At 71.8% G+C, this 20904-nt stretch carries 18 protein-coding genes and 2 tRNA genes; 13 read left to right on the top strand and 7 right to left on the bottom strand.

From position 1 onward, the window contains the following. Positions 1-626 precede the first annotated feature (626 nt). The 3 genes from ACFVFQ_RS16160 to ACFVFQ_RS16150 all read left to right on the top strand — a co-directional run bounded on the left by ACFVFQ_RS16160 (position 627) and on the right by ACFVFQ_RS16150 (position 1885). Positions 627-953, top strand: a complete 327-nt coding sequence (locus ACFVFQ_RS16160; protein ID WP_383415364.1) for a hypothetical protein — start codon at positions 627-629, stop codon at positions 951-953. A 160-nt stretch (positions 954-1113) separates the two neighbouring features. Beyond that, the gene (locus tag ACFVFQ_RS16155; protein ID WP_383415361.1) at positions 1114-1755 is read left to right on the top strand and encodes a bifunctional DNA primase/polymerase; all 642 of its coding nucleotides are present in this window, start codon (positions 1114-1116) and stop codon (positions 1753-1755) included. Positions 1756-1811: 56 nt separating this feature from the next. Then, a tRNA-Lys gene (locus ACFVFQ_RS16150) sits at positions 1812-1885 on the top strand. Positions 1886-1973: 88 nt separating this feature from the next. On the opposite strand, the gene ACFVFQ_RS16145 is transcribed toward ACFVFQ_RS16150, so the two are convergent. Beyond that, positions 1974-3179 (bottom strand): M6 family metalloprotease domain-containing protein, encoded by a 1206-nt coding sequence (locus ACFVFQ_RS16145; protein ID WP_383415358.1) that lies wholly within the window; start codon positions 3177-3179, stop codon positions 1974-1976. A 403-nt stretch (positions 3180-3582) separates the two neighbouring features. On the opposite strand from ACFVFQ_RS16145, the gene ACFVFQ_RS16140 reads away from it, so the two are divergent. Next, positions 3583-5412: a putative bifunctional diguanylate cyclase/phosphodiesterase gene (locus ACFVFQ_RS16140; RefSeq protein ID WP_383415355.1), complete on the top strand. Its 1830-nt coding sequence runs from the start codon at positions 3583-3585 to the stop codon at positions 5410-5412. A 25-nt stretch (positions 5413-5437) separates the two neighbouring features. On the opposite strand, the gene ACFVFQ_RS16135 is transcribed toward ACFVFQ_RS16140, so the two are convergent. The 3 genes from ACFVFQ_RS16135 to ACFVFQ_RS16125 form a co-directional block, all read right to left on the bottom strand. Next, positions 5438-6568, bottom strand: a complete 1131-nt coding sequence (locus tag ACFVFQ_RS16135; RefSeq protein WP_383415352.1) for an LLM class flavin-dependent oxidoreductase — start codon at positions 6566-6568, stop codon at positions 5438-5440. A 166-nt stretch (positions 6569-6734) separates the two neighbouring features. Further along, on the bottom strand, positions 6735-7460 hold the full coding sequence (locus ACFVFQ_RS16130) for a decarboxylase (protein WP_383415350.1): 726 nt from the start codon (positions 7458-7460) through the stop codon (positions 6735-6737). Positions 7461-7517: 57 nt separating this feature from the next. Then, a complete protein-coding gene (locus tag ACFVFQ_RS16125; RefSeq protein ID WP_383415347.1) occupies positions 7518-8426 on the bottom strand; it encodes a decarboxylase in 909 nt (302 codons plus the stop codon). A 211-nt stretch (positions 8427-8637) separates the two neighbouring features. Between ACFVFQ_RS16125 and ACFVFQ_RS16120 the strand changes: the two genes are divergently transcribed. Both ACFVFQ_RS16120 and ACFVFQ_RS16115 read left to right on the top strand, forming a co-directional pair. Next, positions 8638-9621: a D-2-hydroxyacid dehydrogenase gene (locus tag ACFVFQ_RS16120; protein WP_383415345.1), complete on the top strand. Its 984-nt coding sequence runs from the start codon at positions 8638-8640 to the stop codon at positions 9619-9621. An 85-nt stretch (positions 9622-9706) separates the two neighbouring features. Beyond that, positions 9707-11125, top strand: a complete 1419-nt coding sequence (locus ACFVFQ_RS16115; protein WP_383415342.1) for an amidase — start codon at positions 9707-9709, stop codon at positions 11123-11125. 146 nt (positions 11126-11271) lie between these two features. Here ACFVFQ_RS16115 and ACFVFQ_RS16110 read toward each other — a convergent pair whose 3' ends face one another. Beyond that, complete coding sequence (locus ACFVFQ_RS16110; RefSeq protein WP_383415339.1) at positions 11272-11772, bottom strand: DUF3830 family protein; 501 nt, start codon at positions 11770-11772, stop codon at positions 11272-11274. Between the two features lie 260 nt (positions 11773-12032). Between ACFVFQ_RS16110 and ehuB the strand changes: the two genes are divergently transcribed. The 6 genes from ehuB (at position 12033) to ACFVFQ_RS16080 (ending at position 16658) form a co-directional block, all read left to right on the top strand. Continuing rightward, on the top strand, positions 12033-12857 hold the full coding sequence (gene ehuB / locus ACFVFQ_RS16105) for an ectoine/hydroxyectoine ABC transporter substrate-binding protein EhuB (RefSeq protein ID WP_383415336.1): 825 nt from the start codon (positions 12033-12035) through the stop codon (positions 12855-12857). Next, the gene (gene ehuC / locus ACFVFQ_RS16100) at positions 12854-13606 is read left to right on the top strand and encodes an ectoine/hydroxyectoine ABC transporter permease subunit EhuC (RefSeq protein ID WP_383415333.1); all 753 of its coding nucleotides are present in this window, start codon (positions 12854-12856) and stop codon (positions 13604-13606) included. The genes ehuB and ehuC overlap by 4 nt, the downstream gene beginning before the upstream one ends. Next, on the top strand, positions 13603-14253 hold the full coding sequence (gene ehuD / locus ACFVFQ_RS16095) for an ectoine/hydroxyectoine ABC transporter permease subunit EhuD (RefSeq protein ID WP_383415330.1): 651 nt from the start codon (positions 13603-13605) through the stop codon (positions 14251-14253). Before ehuC ends, ehuD begins: the two co-directional genes overlap by 4 nt. Beyond that, positions 14243-15058: an ectoine/hydroxyectoine ABC transporter ATP-binding protein EhuA gene (ehuA, locus tag ACFVFQ_RS16090; RefSeq protein ID WP_383415326.1), complete on the top strand. Its 816-nt coding sequence runs from the start codon at positions 14243-14245 to the stop codon at positions 15056-15058. Before ehuD ends, ehuA begins: the two co-directional genes overlap by 11 nt. Positions 15059-15636: 578 nt before the next feature. Continuing rightward, positions 15637-16395 (top strand): IclR family transcriptional regulator, encoded by a 759-nt coding sequence (locus ACFVFQ_RS16085; RefSeq protein ID WP_383415324.1) that lies wholly within the window; start codon positions 15637-15639, stop codon positions 16393-16395. A 189-nt stretch (positions 16396-16584) separates the two neighbouring features. After that, positions 16585-16658 (top strand) — tRNA-Lys (locus tag ACFVFQ_RS16080). 207 nt (positions 16659-16865) lie between these two features. Here ACFVFQ_RS16080 and ACFVFQ_RS16075 read toward each other — a convergent pair. Next, positions 16866-18758, bottom strand: a complete 1893-nt coding sequence (locus tag ACFVFQ_RS16075) for an AMP-binding protein (protein WP_383415321.1) — start codon at positions 18756-18758, stop codon at positions 16866-16868. Positions 18759-19231: 473 nt separating this feature from the next. Then, a complete protein-coding gene (locus ACFVFQ_RS16070; RefSeq protein ID WP_383415318.1) occupies positions 19232-19825 on the bottom strand; it encodes a lytic polysaccharide monooxygenase in 594 nt (197 codons plus the stop codon). 377 nt (positions 19826-20202) lie between these two features. On the opposite strand from ACFVFQ_RS16070, the gene ACFVFQ_RS16065 reads away from it, so the two are divergent. Continuing rightward, positions 20203-20730 (top strand): DinB family protein, encoded by a 528-nt coding sequence (locus ACFVFQ_RS16065; protein WP_383415315.1) that lies wholly within the window; start codon positions 20203-20205, stop codon positions 20728-20730. Positions 20731-20904: the final 174 nt, after the last annotated feature.

Raw genomic sequence — 20904 nt, 5'->3', positions numbered from 1 at the left:
GCTGCGTCCGCCCTGAGCACCAACTTTGGTGATCTTGTTTTCCCAGGGCTGGGAAGCCAACCACGCCGTCCTGGCCCACCTCACCGAACACCGAGTCCCGCTGCACCCATAGCCCCACGGCCAGAGAGCCGGCAACGGCACGAGCCGACAACCGCGCACGCAGAGGACCAACAGCCCGGCCGGGCCCACCGGCGGAAAGCCGGCGACGGCGCGGGCCGGAGGGGATGTCCCGGGGTGCGCCCGCAGGATCTGGAGCAAAGCCCCGGGTATTCCTCACTTGACTGACCAGAGGCGCCCGCACCGAGGACGTACCCCGGGACAGCCCCTCCGGCCCCACCCACGGCGAGAAGCCGCAAAGCGCCAGCCCCCACAACGGGAAACCCAACAACCAACAACGTCCCTCAACCACCCCCCGCCGCCACGGCGCGCAACCACCAACCGCCAAGCCCCGGCGGAAAACCCACCCACCCCCACCCCAACGTGGGAAGCCGGCCCCCTTGCGCAAGGCGCGACAATGGATTGCGGCACACAACCACGGAGGTAGGTACATGTCCGAGCCGCAGCCGGCTCCCGATCCACGCGGTACGGCACCCGATCCACGGGGTACGACGCCCGCCCCCCGCCGCATGAGGCCCGCGCAGCTCCTGTTCGAGCCGCCCGAGGCCACCACCGACCCCGAGCACTTCTTCGGGCTGGAGTCGATGGAAGACCCCGGCGCCCTGCTCGGCCGGGCGACCGAGCTCACGCTCGCCTTCCGCGCCGCGGCCGACCGCGCCACGGAGTTCCAGGCGATCGCCGCCGCCCAGCTCACCGACCCCAGGCGCTTCGACCGGCTGCCGCTGGCGGTGGTCGCCGAACGGGCCGACTGGACCGAGGACTACGCGCAGAAGATGGTCGAGTTCGGCCACAGCCTGCTGCGCAGTGGCGGCACCCTCCCGCCCGACCTCGACTGAACCACGCCCGCCCCCACCGCAAGCCCACGCCCGCACCCGCACCCCAAGATCATGAGCCGTTGGCATATGCGGGGAGCGGAAGATACTCCCCGGCCCGCCACGCTGTCCCGGTTTCCGGCAATCAGGTATGCGGCGTCGCGGGAATCGGTAGACCTGTCCCATGAGCGACTGGCTGCCTGAGACCCCCCGGAACCTCGCCTTCCCCACCACCGCGTACGTGACGCTCGCCGGGGCCGACTGGCTCGCCTCCGCCAGCCCGCACCCCGAGGGCATGCACATGCTGTGGGCGCAGCGGCCGACCGCGCCGAGCGTGCTGCCGTGCGGCACGGCCTTCGACGTGATCGACGCCCCCGCGCTCTTCGGGCGGCGCATGGTGGACCGCCTGTGGTCGGCCGGCCCCGGGTCGGGCCCGGTGGCCGCGCACCGGGGCCGGATCCTGCTGTTCGCGACCCCCGGCACCGCCCACCGGCTGCCCGCGCTGCTGGCGTGGGAGGAGTGGGGCAGCGCCGTGCCGCCGCTGCTGTGCCACGGCAGCGGGGACGCGGTCACGGTGCCGCCGCTGCACCCCCGCCCCCGTAAGGCCACCCGCGGGGACGGCGGGGATGTGGGGGAGCCCACGGCCGCCGGGTCGCGCTGGCTGGTGGCGCCGGACGTCCGCGAACCCTGGCTGCCGGGGCCGGACGTCCTGCTGTGGGCCTGCGTACGGGCCGCCCGCAGCGTGCTCGGCGCAGACCGGGAGACCGCCCGCCCACACCGCGAACCCGCTGCTCAGGGCGCGGATGCCGCGCTCGCGGGAGGCTGAGCGGAAGCGATTTTTGCCCTCCCCGGCCAGGATGCTAATGTTTTCCCCGTCAGCAGGCGCCGCTAGCTCAGTTGGTTAGAGCAGCTGACTCTTAATCAGCGGGTCCGGGGTTCGAGTCCCTGGCGGCGCACAGACGGTCGAAGGCCCCCACTCCGGTGGGGGCCTTCGGCGTATCCGGATACGGACGCAGCCGGGTGCGCGCAGATGTGAGCGGGGCCTCAGCCGGTACTGCGGGTGACCTTGACCGACCATTCGCCGGTGCCGCTCCGGCCCTCGACCTGGATGCGCACGCCGTCCTCGCGGTCGTTCATGCTCTCCCCGACGCCGAGCGGGGCATCGGCGAGCGGCGGGTTGACGGAGGTGCCCACGCAAGCCGAGGTACCGGGATGGCCGTCGAGCACCTTCACCGGTCCCGACCCCGAGGCTGTGGAGCTGCGGACCCGGTAGACAAGGACGCCCTCGGTACAGATGGTGCGGTCGTTGCCCTCGGCGCCGCGGGCCTCCATGGCGAGCGCACTGTCCGGGCCGGTGCGGACGACGAGGAGGCGGGGGCGGCGGTGTTCGCCGGGGGCCTCGGGGGCGGAGAGGGTCCGCAGGGTGTGCATCCGGGGGCGGTCGGGGTTGACGCAGTCGACCTGGCCGTCGGTGATCCAGCCCAGGCGCCACTTGTGCCAGGCGAACGGCTCGGGGGCCAGGCCGAATTGGCTACCCATGAGGTCCCAGTCGCCCACGTGCGTGTCCCAGTCGCCGCGGCCGCTCTCCGGCCGGTGGTAGAGGTCGGGGAGGTCGAAGACGTGGCCGGTCTCGTGGGCGAGGACGTTGCGGTCGGGCGGACTGTGCTCGAAGACGGTGACGAAGCGGCGGAGTTCGACGCCGTCGGCGTGCATCGGCTGGTCGAGGTTGACGACCTTGGTCGCGTCCGAGTCGACGCCGGGGGCGTTGGGGTCGGCGACGAGGTAGATGAGGTCGTAGCGGCTGAAGTCGACGGTGGGGTCGGCGGCGGCGACCGCTTCGCGGAGGTAGGCGGAGCGGCGCCCGGAGTCCCAGTCGCGCTGTATGCCGTACCAGGTGGAGGGGCGGGGCATCCGGACCCAGCGGTCCTGGACGTGGGTGCGGAGGTGGAACCTGCCGTAGGAGGCGCGTTCGAAGAAGCGGGAGGTGGCCGGGAAGTAGTCACCGGAGAGCTGCCCGGGGCTGGTGGTGGGCTTGGCGTCCGGGAAGGACAGGAAGATCATCACCGCGTGGAGGGTGTGGTCCGGGCGGGGATAGGCGCCGTTCCAGCTGTCGACGCCCTCGGAGTGGTGGGCGTCGGTGCGTCCCAGGGCGCAGGAGAGGGCCGCTTCGGAGGCGGTGGCGGGGCCGGCCACGATGGAGGTGGCGATCAGCGCGCTCAGGGAGGTGGCCACGGCTGCGACGCGCCGCATGCGTCGGCTGTCCACCCCGTGGGGTGTCTGGGCGCGCGGCACGTGGACCTCCAGGGACGGATTCGGGACACCCATCTACCCTGAGGTGATTTCATGCTCTTCGTCCTGATATGGCAGCCCATATGGGTGACGAGTGCGCCACCCTTGCTCCGTAACGGAAAGTCACAAGCGACTAAAGGGGCAATCGGGATGAACAGAGCCGGGCAGAATTGGCTGAACTTCCGTCATGCGTGCGGATGGTCACGGCTTCGTCGCTGGATCGGCCCTCGGGCCAGCCTCTATGATCGCCACACTTTCCAGGGCGAGGTCCCCCCTCCGTCACGAGACAAGCGCCATGCGGGAGCGAGCAGTGAGCGGACACCCCGACAGCACGGGCCGCACGCCCGGAGCGACACTGCCCTCGGTGACGGACCGTGAGGGTGCGACCAAAGAATCGGGAGTCCGGCCCGCTCCCCCGGGCGCCGTCGACGCCTCGGCGCGCTGCGACGGCACCGCCGCCTCGCTCGGCGACTACCGCGCCGCCTTCCACGCCGCGAACCTCCCGATGGCGGTCCTCAACCGCGACGGGCTGGTGCTCGCGGCCAACCCCGCGCTGGGCGAGCTGATCGGCACCGATCCGGACGACCTGGTGGCGGCCAACGCCGCGGACCTCACCGACCTGGGGGCCGATCCGCGGGTGTGGACGGCCTACCGCGAGGTGCTGTGCGGCCGCAGTGACCGGCTGCGCTGCACCCGGCGGCTGAAACGGTCCGACGGGACGTCGGTGTGGGTGGAGGTGACCGTCGAGCCGGTCACCGAGGGGCCGTTGGGCGGTGAGGAGCGGGTGCTGCTGTCGGCCGCGGACATCAGCGACCGGCACGATCTGCTGGCCAGGTTGCGGCACTTGCAGATGCACGACCCGGTGACCCGGCTGCCCAATCGCGCGCTGTTCTTCGAGCGGCTCTCGGCGGCGCTGGAGACGGCGGCCTTCGACCGGGCGGGCACCGGCCGGATCGGGCTGTGTTATCTGGACCTGGACGGCTTCAAGGCGGTCAACGACACCCTGGGGCACCGGGTCGGCGACCGGCTGCTGGGCGCGGTGGCGAAGCGGCTGACGCACTGTGCGGAGCAGGCCGCGGAGCGCGGGTCGGGCCGCGGTGGGCATCTGGTGGCCCGGTTGGGCGGCGACGAGTTCGCGTTGCTGGTGGAGGACTCCACCGGCACCGACCAGGTGGCGGAGCTGGCGCAGTCGGTGTTGGACGCGCTCCAGCGGCCGTTCGACCTGGCGGGGCAGCGACTGTCGGTGTCGGCGAGCATCGGCGTCGTGGAGCGGGCGGCCAGCGGCACGACGGCGACGGGGCTGATGCAGGCCGCGGACACCACGCTGTACTGGGCCAAGGAGGACGGCAAGGCCCGTTGGACGCTCTTCGACCCGGAGCGCAATGCCCACCGGATGACCCGGCAGGCGCTGTCCAGCACGCTGCGGCCGGCGGTGGACCGCGGGGAGTTCACGCTGGAGTACCAGCCGCTGGTGGGGCTGGGGGACGGCCGGGCGGAGGGCGTGGAGGCGCTGGTGCGGTGGCGGCACCCGCAGTTCGGGGTGTTGTCGCCGAATCGGTTCATCGCGCTGGCCGAGGAGAACGGCTCGATCGTCGAGCTGGGGCGCTGGGTGCTCTCGCGGGCCTGCTATCAGGCGCGGGCCTGGCAGTTGGCGCACCCCGGGGACCAACCGCTGTTCGTCAGCGTGAATGTGGCGGTGCGTCAGGTGTGGGATTCGGACCTGGTCGCGGACGTGGCTGGAATCCTGGCGGAGACCGGGCTGCCGCCACGGCTGTTGCAGCTGGAGCTGACCGAGTCGGCGGTGATGGGGTCGGCGGGCCGGCCGTTGCAGGCGTTGCAGGCGCTGAGCGACATGGGCGTGCGGATCGCCATCGACGACTTCGGCACCGGCTACTCCAACCTCGCCTACCTCAGCCGACTCCCGGTGTCCACGCTGAAGTTGGACGGCTCGTTCGTGCACGGTTTCCGCTCGCAGGAACATCCCAATCCGGCCGACGAGATGATCGTGGAGGCGCTGGTCGCGCTGGCGCACCGGCTGGGGCTGACGGTGACCGCGGAGTGCGTGGAGAGCGCCGAGCAGGCCGAGCGGCTGCGCCGGATCGGCTGCGACACCGGGCAGGGCTGGCTGTACTCCCGGCCGGTGGCGCCGGATCGGGTGGAGGCGCTGTTGGATGCGGGGCGCGCGTGCGGTTGAACCGGCGCGCGCCCCGCGTCGTGTGTCAGCCCTGCGGGAGCCCGTAGGCGTCGGCTATGAGCTCGTAGGAGCGGCGGCGGGCCGCGCCGGTGTGGGCGTTGGCGGTGATCATCAGCTCGTCGGCGCCGGTGCGCTTGGCGAGGTCGTCGAGGCCCTGGCGGACGGCGTCGGGGGTGCCGTGGATGACGTTGCCGAGCCAGCTGTCGACGAAGTCCCGTTCCACGTCGCTGAATTGGTGGGCGGCGGCCTCCTCGGGGGTGGGGACGAGGCCGGGGCGGCCGGTGCGCAGCCGGAGCATGGCGAGCGCGCCGGTGCGGACCTGGCGGTCGGCCTCCCGCTCGTCCTCGGCGGCCAGCGCGGAGACGCCGATCAGGGCGTAGGGCTCGGCGAGCACCGCGGAGGGGCGGAACGAGGAGCGGTAGAGGTCGAGGGCCGGGAGGGTGTTGGCCGCGGAGAAGTGGTGGGCAAAGGCGAACGGCAGGCCGAGCGTGCCGGCCAGTTGGGCGCTGAAGCCGGAGGAGCCGAGCAGCCACAGGGGCGGGCGGTGCGGGGACTGGACGCCGCCGGGCGCGGTGGCCTGGACGGGGCCGGGGACGGCGTGGATCCGGGCGTAGGGGTGGCCGGCGGGGAAGTCGTCGTCGAGGAAGCGGGTCAACTCCGCAAGCAGCTGCGGGAATTCCTCGGCACCCTCGTGCAGCCGCTCGGTGCGGCGGAGGGCGGCCGCGGTGGCGCCGTCGGTGCCGGGGGCGCGGCCCAGGCCGAGGTCGATGCGGCCGGGGGCCATCGCCTCCAAAGTGCCGAACTGCTCGGCGATGACCAGGGGGGCGTGGTTGGGCAGCATCACGCCGCCGGAGCCGAGCCGGATGCGGTCGGTGTGGGCGGCGAGATGGGCCAGCAGCACCGCGGGCGAGGAGGAGGCGACGCCGGGCATGGAGTGGTGCTCGGCGACCCAGTAGCGGTGGAAGCCGCGGCGCTCGGCGGTGCGGGCCAGCTCGACGGAGGTGCGGACGGCGTCGGTCGCGGTGGTGCCGGCGCCGACCGTCACCAGGTCGAGCACGGAGAGGGGGACGGGTGCGGTGCCCGGGGCGGTGGCCCGGATTCCGTCGTCCCCGGGACGGCCGTTGCTGCCCCGGGTCTGCTGGTCTTCGCCGCTCACGGTGCGGGTCCTCCTCGCGTCGCGCGTTTCGCCATCGGTGGCTTGCGAGGAGGTTAACCGGAGAAGTTCTCCGGTTATTCCCGGGGCGGGGGTACGGATTCCGGCCATGAAGCGGCTCCCGGTGGAGACCGGGAGCCGAGGGGTGCGGGCGGGCGGGGCCGGGCCGTCAGGCGCCGGCCGGGCGGGAGAACAGCGCGCCCAGCTCCGGGCAGGCCAGCGGGCGGTCGAGCAGCCGCAGGCCCTCCCAGACCGTCACCTGATTGGCGGTGAGCACCGGTTTGCCGAGCGCGTTTTCGAGGGCGGGCAGATGGGCGGCGGTGTGCAGGGCGGTGTCGGGCAGCAGGACGGCCTCCGCGTCGGGGTGGTCGCCGGCGCGGGCCAGCGCGAGCACCTCCTCGCGCCCCCAGGTGCCGACCTCGGCGGCGGTGATGATGCCGCTGCCACGGGTGGCGACGACCTCGATGTCGGCGGCCTTCAAGAACGCGTGGAAGTACTCGGCGACATCGGCCGGGTACGTGGCGGCGATCGCGACCCGGCGGACGTCGAGGGCCGCCACGGCGTGCGCGAAGGCGAAGGAGGTGCTGGAGGCCGGCAGCCCGGCCCGCGCCGACAGCTCCCGCACCTGCTGCTGGGCGCCCTCCCGGCCGTAGATGAAACTGGCGCTGGTGCAGGCCCAGACGACGGCCTCGGCGCCGCGCTCCCGCAGCGCGTCGACACCGGCCGCGAGGCGGGCCGCGGAGCCCATCTCCAGTAGGGCGTCGACGCGGTGGGCGTCCTCGCCGATGTCGGTGTGGACGAGCGGCAGGCGGACCGCGCCGTCCAGGAGCGCTTCGAGCCGGGGGTAGTCGTCCTCGGCGGAGTGGCCGGGGTAGAGGAAGCCGACCGATGCCATGCAGTTCTCCCTTACGGGTGGGGGCGAGCGGTGGTACGGGGTGCGGCGGACCGGGCGTCAGACCGGGGGCTGGCCCGGGTCGTCGGGGAGGTACGGGGGCGTTTCGGGGCCGTCGCCGGGCTCCGCGTCGGGCGGCGGGGCCGGCGGTCCCGCGAAGGCGGCCTCGGGGGTCGGTCCGGGGCCGCTCCGCGGCGGGGGCTGCGTGCCGGTCATGGCGGCCGGGCCGCTGCGCGCCACCGGGTCGAGCAGCGCCTGGTACGGGCCGACGGCCTCGGCGCCGATCATGCGCAGCGCCGCCCACATCGTCACCTGATTGGCGGACAGCACCGGCATCCGCAACTCGGCTTCCAGTTGGGGGATGACGTCGTAGGTGGGCAGGTTGGTGCAGCTGATGAACAGGGCGTCGGCGGCACCGATGACGGCGGCCCGGGCCATGTCGACGACGTCGCGGTAGGGGACCTTCCAGATGTGCCGGGTGAGCCCCAGATAGGCGCGGCCGGTGACGATGACGCCCGCTTCGCCGAGGAACTCCTCCAGGGAATCGGTGACCGACTTGGTGTACGGGGTGACGACGGCGATGCGTCGGGCACCGATCTCGTGGAGCGCCTCGATCGCGGCGCCCGAGGTGGTCAGCGCGGGGACCTCCCCGGCCTGCGTTATGGCCGCGCACATCGCGCGTTCGCCCACCATGCCGCCGACGAAGCTGCCGGAGGTACAGGCGTACGCGACGACCTGCGGCGATACGGCGCACAGGGCCTGGACAGCGGCGTCCAGGGTCTCGTGCTCGCTCACCAGGCGGGCCAGGTCGAGGCTGACCTCGACCGGCACGAAGGGAGTTCGGGTGAGGTGCAGGGACACATCGTCGGGTACCCAGCGCCACAGTTCGCGGTCGAGGGCGAAGTCGAAGGGGGCGACGACGCCCACGCCGAGCTGCGGCTGCGGGCCACCCAGAAAGGAGACGTCCATAAGGGCCCCTAGAAGGCACGAAGGGCTATGTGGCACGGCCAGTGGCCGGAGAGGTTGTGCAACAACACCGGACAAGCCGGGGACGTCGGGACAGAGCCGTTGTTGACACGGTAGATACGACTTCTTAGCGTGGTCAATCCTCGCATCTCAGGCATCTGTCGGCGCCCTGTTCCTTGATACGGGGCACTCGTTTCAGAACGGTTTCTGGCCTATGTCCGAAAGCACCGGCAGCACCGAGCGCACCGTCCTCGTTCTGGGCTCCGATCCCCTCCCCCAGCTGGATCGGATCGCCGGCCGGGCCAAGGTCGTCTTCGCCGACGAGAAGACCCTGGCCGGCCTACTTCCCACCGCCGATGTGCTGTTGGCCTGGGACTTCACCTCCGACGCGATCCGGGAAAGCTGGCCGGAACGCGGCCCCCGGCCGGGGTGGGTGCACACCGCGAGCGCCGGCGTGGACCGGCTGCTGTGCCCGGCACTGGTCGCCGACGACACCGTCGTCACCAACGCCCGCGGGGTCTTCGAGCAGCCGATCGCCGAGTACGTCGCGGGGCTGGTGATCGCCATGGCCAAGGATTTCTACGGGAGTTGGGAGCTCCAGCGGCAGCGGCGGTGGCAGCACCGGGAGACGCTGCGGCTGGCCGGGACCCGCGCGGTGGTGGTGGGTTCCGGGCCGATCGGCCGGGCCATCGGCACCACCTTGTTGGCACTGGGTGTCGCGGTGGATCTGGTCGGCCGCCGGGAGCGGACCGACGACCCCGCGTTCGGCCGGGTGCACGGGGCCGGGGCGCTGAACGGGCTGCTGCCGCAGGCGGATTGGGTGGTCTGCGCGGCGCCGCTGACCGAGGAGACCCGGGGGATGTTCGGGGCCGAGGCGTTCGCGCTGATGCCCGGCCGGGCCCGGTTCGTCAACGTCGCGCGCGGGCCGCTGGTCGTCGAGGAGGCGCTGGTCGCGGCGTTGCGCCAGTGGCGGATCGCGGCGGCGGCGCTGGACGTCTTCGAGGCCGAACCGCTGGGCGCGGACAGCCCGCTGTGGGACGTGCCGCACCTGATCGTCTCCCCGCACATGAGCGGCGACACCCTGGGCTGGCGGGACGTGCTCGCCGAGCAGTTCCAGGACAACTTCGACCGGTGGGCGGCCGGGGCTCCGCTGCTGAACGTGGTCGACAAACGCCTCGGGTACGTACCGGTGCAGTGACCGCGCGGGCCGTGGCGGGCCCGGCCCGCGGCGGTCCGTGCCCCGCCCGCCGTCCCGCCCGGGGCGGCCGACGCTCGGAGGACGCATGACCAACGGACCGACCCGCCTCACCGACCTCACCGCGACCCGGCTGACGGCCGGCTACGCCGCCGGCGAGTTCTCCCCGGTCGAGGTGGTCGAGGCGGTGCTGGAGCGGGCCGAGGCCACGCAGGCCAGCCTCAACGCCTTCACCCGGATCGACGCGGAGCAGGCGCTGGCGCAGGCGGCGGCCTCGGCGGAGCGCTGGCGGCGCGGGGCGCCGGACGGGCCGGTGGACGGGGTTCCGGTCACCGTCAAGGACCTGCTGCTGACCCGGGGCACGCCGACGCTGCGCGGGTCGCGGACGGTGCGGGCCGACGGCGCGACGTGGGACGAGGACGCGCCGGCGGTGGCCCGGCTGCGGGAGTCCGGGGCGGTGTTCGTCGGCAAGACCACCACGCCGGAGTTCGGCTGGAAGGGCGTCACCGACTCCCCGCGGCACGGGGTGACGGGCAATCCGTACGATCCGGCGCGCACCTCGGGCGGTTCCAGTGGGGGCAGCGCGGCGGCGGTGGCGTCGGGGGCGGGGCCGTTGAGCCTGGGCACGGACGGCGGGGGGTCGGTGCGGATCCCGGCGTCGTTCTGCGGCATCTTCGGGCTGAAGGCGACCTACGGGCGGGTGCCGGCGTATCCGGCGAGCCCGTTCGGGACGCTGGCGCACGTGGGGCCGATGACGCGGGACGCGGCGGACGCGGCGCTGTTGATGGACGTGATCTGCGGCCCCGATTGGCGGGATTGGTCGCAGCTGGCCCCTCTGGAGGGGTCGTTCAGGGAGGCGTTGACGGGGGGCGTGGTCGGGCTGCGGGTGGCGTACAGCCCGTCGTTGGGCTGGGATGTGCCGGTGGCGCCGGAGGTGGCGGCGGCGGTGCGGCGAACGGTGGACGCGCTGGCCGGGCTCGGCGCGGCCGTCGAGGAGATCGACCCGGGGGTGGCGGACCCGGTGGAGGCGTTCCACACGCTGTGGTTCAGCGGCGCGGCCCGGCTGGTGCAGCCGCTCCCGGAGGCCGAGCGGGAGTTGCTGGACCCGGGGTTGCGGGAGGTCTGCGCACAGGGCGCCCGGTACGGCGCGCTGGACTACCTGGCGGCGGTGGACGTGCGGATGGCGCTGGGACGGGCGATGGGGCGGTTCCACAGCGTCTACGACCTGTTGGTGACGCCGACCGAGCCGATCACCGCGTTCGCCGGCGGCCTGGAAGTACCGCCTGGTTCCGGCCACGCGCGGTGGACGGGGTGGACGCCGTTCACCTACCCGTTCAACCTCACCCAGCAGCCCGCCGCGACCGTGCCCTGCGGGGTGGACGGCGACGGGCTGCCGATCGGGGTGCAGTTGGTGGCGGCGCGGCACGCGGACGCCCTGGTGCTGCGCGCCGCGCACGCGCTGTACGAGGCGGGGGCCGCGGGGATCCCGGGGCCGCCGGTTCCGTAGGGGGGTCCTTGGGGGCGGTCCGCGGGGCGTTCCGTAGGGGGCGGTCGAACGGATGCCGTAAGGGGTGGCTGGGCCCCCTGCGGGGCCTCAACGCGGCGGGGGCGGTGGGTATTTCCGGTGGCCGCCGCCCCCGCTGGGCGGGCCGGCTAGGCGCGGCGGAAGCTGAGGGTCTCCCCCAGGGCGCCGGCCCGCCAGAGGTCCTGGCAGGCGTCGGCCATCCGGTCCAGGCCCTCGACGACCGCGCCCCAGACGATGCCCGGCACCCAGCCCGCGTCCCCGTTGATCAGCAGGTTGTTGCGCTCGTAGAAGAGCGCGAGGTCGACGACGGTGGCGCGGCCGCGGTGCTTGGCCGCGCTCTCGTAGCCGTAGGAGGCGGTGCCCAACTGGGTGTCGCTGAAGGTGAAGTAGCAGAGGTCGCCGGGGATCGGGGTGATGGTGGGGTTCTCCAGCGGCGGTTCCTCGGGCGCGAACGGCGGGACCAGGGCGTAGATCTCGTTGCGGGCGTACTTGGCGTGGTAGACGTCGCCGCCGAGCGGCAGGGCGTCCCAGACGGCGGCACAGGTGAGCGGGGCGCGATCGTCGAGCAACTTGGCCGTGCAGCTCACGCCGCGCTTGTCCAGGGAGACTTCGATGAAGCGATCGGTCATATCCCGAGCGTAGGGGGCATTACCGGCGTACGGAACATCTCCCGCGGCGATGTGAAGGGCTGGAAACGATCGGCATAGGCGTGAACGGTCCGGGTAACCGCGCGCCCATGGCTCGGTCACAGGGCAACACCTCAGACAATCAGGGGTCACACCACCGACAACCCGGCCCCCGGAGACCCGAGATATCCAGACATCGGACGAGCGGCATCCGCCGCCGGTCGCTGCTCGCGGGGGTGGCGGCGCTCGGCGCAGCGGGGGCCATGGGCGCGGCGAGCGGGTGCAGCCGGGTCCCGACCGCGAAGACCACGGGCGGCGGGCAACTCCTGGAGCAGCTACGGAAGAAGGGCTCGGTCACCCTCGGCCTGGCCGGCGAGCAGCCCTACGGCTACATCGGCACCGACGGCAAGATGACCGGTTCGGCACCCACCATCGCCCGGGTGATCTTCAAGCGGCTCGGCGTCCCGCGCGTCGAGCCGTTCCCCACCGACTTCGGCTCGCTGATCGTCGGGCTGAACTCCCGGCAGTTCGACGTCGTCGCGGCCGGGATGTACATCAATCCCCAGCGCTGCGCCCAGGTGATCTTCGCCGATCCCGAGTACCAGATGTTGGACGCCTTCCTCGTCCGCAAGGGCAATCCGCTGAAGCTGCGCACCTACAAGGACATCGCACGCACCCGGGCCCGGATGGCCACCGGCGTCGGCTACGCCGAGATCGACTACGCCAAGGCCGCCGGGGTCACCAACATCACCACGCTGCCGGACCAGTTGGCGGGTCTGCTGGCGGTGGAGCAGGGGCGGGTGGACGTCTTCGTCGGCACCGCGGTGACGGTCCGCAACGTCGTGCGGCAGTCGCGGACCACCCAGGCGCAGGCCACGCCCGAGGTCACCCCGTACCTGAACGGGAAGCCGGTGATCGACGTGGGCGCCTTCGCGTTCCGCACCCCGGAGACCCACCTCCGGGACGCCTTCAACCGGGAGCTGCACCAGATGAAGCGGTCCGGCGAACTCCTGGACCTCATGCGGCCGTTCGGCTTCACCGCCCGGCAGATGACGAAGATCACCGCCAAGGAGAAGTGTCGGCCATGAGCGACATCACCTGGGGTCTGTGGCAACTCCTCTTCAGGGGCGTCTGGGTCACCGTCCAGCTCACCGTCTACAGCGCGGCGCTGGCCGCCGTGGTGGCGTTCGGCATCGGCCTCGCGCGCACCCACCGCCGGTGGTTGGTGCGGTTCCTGTCCGGGGCCTACTTCGAGATCTTCCGCGGCACGTCGGCGCTGATCCTGATGTTCTGGGTGTTCTTCGTGCTGCCGTTGGGGTTCGGCTGGCAGTTGGCCCCGATGTGGGCCGCGGTGCTGACGTTGGGCCTGACGTACGGCGCGTACGGTTCCGAGGTCGTCCGGGGCGCGATCGCCGCGGTGCCGGCGGCCCAACGGGAGGCGGCCGTCGCGCTCAGCTTCTCGCCCGCGCAGGAGCTGCGGAAGGTCGTCCTGCCGCAGGCGTGGCCGGGGATGGTCCCGCCGTTCAACAACCTGCTGATCGAACTGCTCAAGGGCACCGCGCTGGTGTCGATCCTGGGCGTCGGCGACATCGCCTTCGGCGCCGCCCTGGTGCGCAACGCCACCACCCAGAGCGCCCCCGTCTACACGATCATCCTGGTGATGTACTTCGTCCTCGCGTTCGCCCTGACCCGCGGGATGCGGGCGGTGGAGCGGCGCGCCAAGGCGGGCGTCGGGCAGGCCCCGACCGGGCGACCGAGGCCGCGGCCACGGCTGCGCCCGGCCACCGGCCCGGCGATCACCGGCACCGCCACTCCCGCGGAAGGTGAGGCCCGATGACCTTCGACTGGTCCGCGGTCGGCCGTTTCCTGCCGATGTTCTGGCAGGGCGTCCTGGTCACCCTGGAGGCCCTGGTCCTGGGCTCGTTGATCGCCTTCGCGCTCGGCCTGGTCTGGGCGCTGGCGCAGCGCTCGTCCCTGAGGGCGGTGCGCTGGCCGGTGACCGCGTTCACCGAATTCGTGCGCAACACCCCCCTGTTGGTGCAGCTGTTCTTCCTATTCTACGTGATGCCCGAGTGGGGCGTGACGCTCAGCGCGCTGGCCACCGGCGTGATCGGGCTGGGCCTGCACTACTCGACGTACACCGCCGAGGTCTACCGCTCCGGCATCGACGGCGTCCCGGCCGGCCAGTGGGAGGCGGCCGTCGCGCTGAGCCTGCCGCGCCGCCGCACCTGGACGGCGGTGATCCTGCCGCAGGCGGTCCGCCGCGTCGCGCCGGCCCTGGGCAACTACGTCATCGCGATGCTGAAGGACTCGCCGATGCTCTTCGCCATCGGCGTGCTGGAAATGCTGGGCCAGGCCCGGCAGTTCTCGTCCCAGACCTTCCAGACCGTCGAGCCGTACACGGTCGTCGGCGTCGCCTTCATCGCCCTCGCCTACCCCGCCTCCCTTCTCCTGCGAGCCCTGGAGCGCCGTCTTGTCCGCTGACCCGCACACCCCGAACACCCCGCCCGCGGCCGCCTCCGGGGCCACCGAGCTGATCCGCTTCGACCAGGTCAGCAAGCGCTTCGGTGCGCACACCGTCCTCGACTCCCTCGACATAAGCGTCTACACCGGCAAACACGTCACGCTGATCGGCCCGTCAGGCTCCGGAAAGACCACGATCCTGCGGCTGTTGATGACGCTGCTCAAACCGGACGAGGGCACCATCAAGCTCGGTGGCCGGTACCTCACCCACGAGGAGAAGGGCGGCAAACTGGTCCCGGCGAGCGACCGTTACAGCCGCGAGATCCGCAAGAACATCGGGATGGTCTTCCAGCAGTTCAACCTCTTCCCCAACATGAAGGTGCTGCGGAACCTCACCGAAGCCCCGGTGCACGTCCTCGGTTTGGACGCGGAGGCGGCCGAGGAGCGCGCCCGCGACCTCCTCGAACTCGTCGGCCTCACCGCCCATCTGGACAAGTACCCCTCGCAGCTCTCCGGCGGTCAGCAGCAACGCGTCGCCATCGCCCGGGCCCTGGCGATGCGCCCGCAGGTCCTGCTGCTGGACGAGGTGACCTCGGCCCTCGACCCGGAACTGGTGGCCGGCGTCCTGGACCTGCTGCGCGACATCGCCCACTCCATGGACATCACCATGCTCTGCGTCACCCACGAGATGAACTTCGCCCGGGACATCTCGGACTGCGTGATGATGTTCGACGCCGGGCGGGTCATCGAATTCGGCCCGCCGGAACGGATCTTCACGGCCCCGCAGCACGAGCGGACCCGGGAGTTCCTGAGCGCGGTCCTGTAGGGGCGCGGCGAGCGGCTCGTTGAAGGGGCGCCGCCCTGGGGCGTGCGGGAGCGCGGCATGTGGTGCGCGTTCCCGTACGCCCCATCCGCGTCCCGGTCTCGGACGTTCGGGCGCCGGGCCGGGCGCGCCACCGCCTTTGAGACATCCGAGACCCCTGAGCCCTCTGAGGCGCACGGTACACATGAGGCGTACGCACACCAGACGGAAGGGCGAGCACCCGTAGCAGAATTGGGGCACCAGAGCCTCAGGCGAAAACCCGACACTCCGTCAACTCCGCACGTCACCAGGGGCCGTCAACCGCCGTCCTCGGCACCCCACCCGGACCGCTCCCGACCCCCCGTTGCCGCCGGTCCGCGCGATATTGGCCGACCTGGTCATGACCTGGGCATATGCCAGCGTGCAGGGCGCCTGCACAGACGCGTGAACCACCCCGCTTTTCAGTCAAGACCCCCTCCATCCGGGCCCGTTGACCGCTATCGTGATACGAGCCCGTTGACCGGAAGCGCCCCGCGTTCCGCGTAGGTCGCGCCCGATCGACGGTCACGACGCAAGCGGTACCAACCTCCTAGGGGGACACCGTGGCGCTGAAGCCCGAGCCGACCGCGCCGTTCCATTCGGTGCAGCACGCCCTTCGCGTACTCGAAACGATCTCGCGGCACGCCGATGGCGTGACCGATGCGCAGATCGCTCGCGAGACCGGTCTGTCGGCAGCCCACCTCACCCAGATGCTGTCCATGCTGCGCCGCGAAGGCTACGCGCATCAACTCGCCGACGGTGCATACGTCGTCGGCGAGTCGCTGCTCCTGCTGGGCTCGGGCTCCGACCGCAGCCGCGCCCTGCGCGACAAGCTGCAACGCACACTGGATCAGCTGCGCGACTCGGTCGGAGCGGCGGTCTACATCAGCCGGTACATCGACGGCGAGGTGAAGATCCTCCACTACGCCGACGGTCCACTGGCACCGAAGGTCAACGAGTGGGCCGAGTTCCGCCGCACCGCGCACGCCAGCGCGGTCGGCAAGTGCCTGCTGGCCCAGCTCGACCACGACGGTCGGATGGACCACCTCTCGCGCCACAAGACCGCCCGGCTCACCTCCCGGACGATCACCAACGAGAAGGTGCTGTTCCACAAGCTGGACAGCCAACCACCGACCGTCCCCGTCCTGGACCTCCAGGAGTACGCGGTCGGCACGGTCTGCGCCGCGGTTCCGATCACCGCCGGCAAGACGGTGGGGTGCCTGACCCTGTCCATGCCGCTGGAGAACGCGCACCGCCTCCGGCAGGCCGCCGACGCCCTCAATCGCAAGGCCGCGCCGGTTTTGCTGTCGTTGGCGATCTGAGGCGGGGGGATCTTGGTGGCACCGTTGCCGGGGTGTCCGGTGGGGTGTCGCCCTGACGGGGCGACTTCGGCTGCTGGGCGTCCCGGGGCCGAGGACGAGGCCGTGGGTCCCGTGGGGCGTCGTGTGGGGCCCCGCCCGGGGTGGTCATGAGCACCCCTCTCGACCAGGTAGTATTTCTTTCGTCAGCGCGCGCCGCTAGCTCAGTTGGTTAGAGCAGCTGACTCTTAATCAGCGGGTCCGGGGTTCGAGTCCCTGGCGGCGCACGTAGGAAGTGGGCGCCCTCGGTTTACCGGGGGCGCCCACTTCGTTTTCGGCTCTTCGGCTTCCTCTCTCTTCTTCGCCTTCCTTCTCCGCCTCCTTCTTCGCCTCCTTCTCCGCTTGGCGAATCCCGTCTGCTGGGTCTCGTCTCGTCTGCTGGATCTCGCTTGCCGGGTTCCGTTGTGAGGGGTGCGAGCGCGTCCGGTGTGGGGTCACCGGTCCAGGAGATGCTCTCGGTCGTGCGCGCGGTACCGCGCCGCGAGGGCGGCCCGGTCGTCGTCCGTGAGGAGGCGGTAGCGCCAGGGGGTGGTGTCGGAGGGGCGCGTGGTCGGGCGGGGTTCGATCGGGCGCCACCAGACCGGGTCCGGGCCGCGGAAACCGGTGGTCCGAAGGGCAGCCCGGTGCACCTTGTTGGTCGCGGTGACCGGCAGGGCGGCGACGATCCGGAGGAAGCGGGGGGCCATCTTCGTCCCGAGGTCCGGCTGGGCGGCGAGGAAGGCCGCGAAGTCCTCCGGGTCGAAGGCCGCGGCGTCGGGCAGCGCGAGGGCCGCCATGACCTGGTCGCCGGCGACCGGGTCCGGCACGGCGTAGACGGCGGCGCCGGTGGCCGGGGTGTACCGGGCGAGGATGTTCTCGATCATCGCGGCGGCCAGGTTCTCGCTGTCGACCCGTAGCCGGTCGTCCGTCCGCCCGGCGAAGTGGAAGAAGCCGGCCGCGTCCCGGAAGAACAGGTCACCGGTCCAGTACCAGCCCGCGCCGATGCGCCCTTGGGCCCGGCCCCGGGTGCGTGCGGCGGTGGCCTCCGGGTTGCGCCAGTAGCCCTCGAAGGAGCTGCGGCCCCGGTTGACCAACTCCCCTATCGCCTCGTCCCCGTTGAGGAGGCGGCCGGCCCGGTCCCATCGGGCGCGCGGCAGTTCGTCGCCGGTATCCGGGTCGACGACGGCGAGGTCGTCCCCCGGGGCGGGGCGGCCCACGGCACCGGGCGGGGTGTCCGGGGTGCGCTGGAGCGCCGCGCCACCTTCGGACGAGCCGTAGCCCTCGACCAACCGGACGCCGAAGCGGTCGGCGAAGCGGGCAATGTCGACGGCGCCGGCCTCCGTGCCGAATCCGGTACGCAGGGGGTGGTCGCGGTCGTCGGGAGCGGGCGGGGTGGCGAGGAGGTACTGGACGGCCCGGCCGACGTAGGTGAAGTAGGTGGCGCCGTAGCGGCGAACGTCGGGGAGGAAAGCCGAGGCCGAGAAGCGGCGGCGCAGGGCGACGGCCGCGCCGCCGGCGAGCGCGGGGGCCCAGCCGGCGATCACCGCGTTGCCGTGAAACATCGGCATGCAGAGGTAGTGGACGTCCTCCTTCCGCACGCCGAAGTAGCGGACCAGGGACTGGCCGGCGGCGGTCAGCCGGCCCTGGGTGCAGAGGGCGGCCTTCGGGGCGCCGGTGGATCCGGAGGTGAAGTAGAGGAGCATGCGGGTGCCGGGGCCCGGGGCGGTCGCGCGGCGCTGTCCGCTGCCACGAAGGGCGGCGCCGAGGGCGTCCTCGGGCCGCGCGCCCTCGTAGGGAGCGAGCAGTTCCCGGTAGGCGGGATCGTCGGTGATCAGTACGCGCTCGGGCGGGATGGGCAGGTCGAGCCCGGCGAGCAGCGGGAGGTGGGCGCGTTCGGTGATCAGCAGGGCGCAGTCGGTGTGGGCGATGTCGCGGGCGAGTTCGGGGCCGCGGCGGGTGGGGTTGATGCCGGCGACGGCGGCCCCGGCGAGCGCAGCGGCGCTGAGCCAGAGCGGGAACTCCGGGACGTTGTCGAGCAGCACCCCGATGTGCGGCTCCGCGCCCGGCGGCAGCGCCTCGCCCAGCAGCGCGGCCCGCGCGGCGGCCGCGGCGGCCACTTGGTGGTGGGTGAGCGTCGTCTCCCGGTGCTTGAGCGCGATGCGGTGGTCCCCCCACTGCGCTTGGACGAGCTCGGCGACGGTGCGGGGGCTGGATGCGTGGCTGGCGGCGGGGTGGCGGCCCGGTGCACGGCTGGCGGCGGGATGCCCGGGCGTCTCGTGGGCGGCGGGAGGGTGGGCGTGCGCGTCGGGGGTGAGCGGGCTGTCGCTGCGAGAGCTGTCGGCCACCATGGCGGCGGAGCTTAACTGACGCATCGTCAATTTTGGAGAGTGGAACGGATAGTGGCCCACGGAGGACGGAGAACGGAGGACGGGGACGGAGGGCAGGGAAAGGGCGCAGGAGAGGGGCGGGCCACCGGACCGGAGAACTACTTCCCCACCCCCATCAACCCCTGGGTCGACCCCCACCTCTCCGGAACACCAACCCGTGGTGTGACGCCCACCAACTCCCGCCGGCCGTACCGTTCTTACACAACGAGACGACAGGCGACAGCGGATCCGCACAACGGACACGCAGAGCCCCGGGGCGGCGAGGGCCTCCCCGGAGAAGGGGCGGGGAGGCCCGATGAAGACGCAACAACTACCGCCGGATCAGCGACCGGACGCCGCACACCCCACGTCCGGACTGGCAACAGACAGGACCAGGAGGACCAGGAGAAGGGGACGGGCCAGAAGCAGGGGCGGAGGTAGCGACCCGAGCGAGGTCAGGCCAGATCGACGTCCGAGCAGGCGTAGAACGCGTTGCCCGTATCCGCGATGTTCCATACGCCCAGGATGATGTGGTGCCCGGACTTGAGGGTGGGGACGGTGCCCTGATGCTGCACCGTCTCCCCCGGCCGCGCACCACTCATCGGGACCTTCATGAACGGTTCGGGTTCGAGGTCGGCGCGGGTGAGCGGCTTGGTCGGGTCATAACTGTCCTTGGTGATGAAGTACTCGAAGTCCGCGGTCGCATGACGCGCGGTGATCCGCCAGGTGAAGGTGTAGCCCTGCCCCGGGGACAGCTTGGTCGCGGGCCATGCGCCACCGCGCGGATCGTCGAGCTGAGCGAAGCTGTCGTGCCCGCCCGAGCAGATCTTGCCGTCGGCCGGCCCGGCGGCCGGGAATCCCTTGGGCGCCTCGACGCTCTGAGGTTCGTACTGAATCGCACCACAGTCCTTGACGGTTCCGTTGGCGCAGAGCGCCTGACGACTCGGGGGCGCATCGCTGTAGCCGTGGCTGGATGCGCTCCCCGTTGCGAGAAAGGAGACTCCGACGACACCTAGGCCGATCACGGCGGCAGTGAGCTTTTTCCGCATGCTTCGCTCCTGAAGAACGTGGGGGGGGAGGGAGGGAGTTCTGCGAGCCAAGTGAAATGCAGCGCAGCGCCCTGCACTGCAACTGCAACTGCATGGCACCGAAGTGTGGTCCAGACCAACCGGCAGATTAGTGAGGGGACTTGACCATGTCTAGACCATGAAGCGTTCATGTCTGAGCGGCATCGACACGGCATCTGCAACATCGGCCGCGTCGCTCGCCCACGATGCCGCTCGCTCACCACACCTCACCACACCGTTCACCGTGGTGCGCGCCCCGCGGCCTGCCCTGCGCAGCGCTCGCTTCGGGGCTCGCCTGTGTCGGGGCTCGCCCTGTGGTGGTGACGGTCTGGAGCGGCGGTCCGTGTGAGAGTGCTCGCATGGGTACAACACCGGATGGCCGCCCCATTCCGCCCCCGCAGGCCGGGGAGCGTCAGATGCTGGAGAGCTGGCTGGACTTCCATCGCGCCACGCTGGAACTGAAGTGCGCCGACCTCGATGACCATCAGTTGAGGACGGCCTCGGTGCCGCCGTCGTCGATGACGCTGCTGGGCCTGGTCCAGCACATGGCAGAGGTCGAACGCAACTGGTTCCAGCGGGTGTTCGCGGGTCTGGATGCGCCACCGCTGCACGCGGGGGACGCGGGCGACGGTTTCGCGGTCGCCCCCGGCCGCGGGGGCGACGAGGTCCTGGACCACTGGCGCACGGAGGTCGCGCGGAGCAGGGAGCTGATCGCCGGATCGTCGTTGGAGGACACCGGCAAGCTCTCGGAACAGGAGGCCGCACACGTGGGTGACCAGGGCGTCTCACTGCGCTGGATCTTGGTCCACATGGTCGAGGAGTACGCACGCCACAACGGCCACGCAGACCTGATCCGGGAACGCATCGACGGCACCACGGGCGCCTGAGACACAGGCCGATGTCCGAGGCGCAGGCTGATGCCTCAGACGCGGGCCGGCGCCTGAGACGCAGGTCAATGTCCGATACGCAGATCGATGTCTAAGACGCAGGTCGATGTCTAAGACACGGGCCGGTGCCTGAGGCGTAGGTCGGTGCCTGAGGCGTCACTCGACGGGATCGAC

It is taken from the genome of Streptomyces sp. NPDC057743 (assembly GCF_042798755.1).
In the GTDB taxonomy this organism is placed as follows: Bacteria; Actinomycetota; Actinomycetes; order Streptomycetales; family Streptomycetaceae; genus Streptomyces.
Note: the sequence above shows the minus strand (reverse complement) of the source record. Positions and strands in the feature narration are given on the sequence as shown.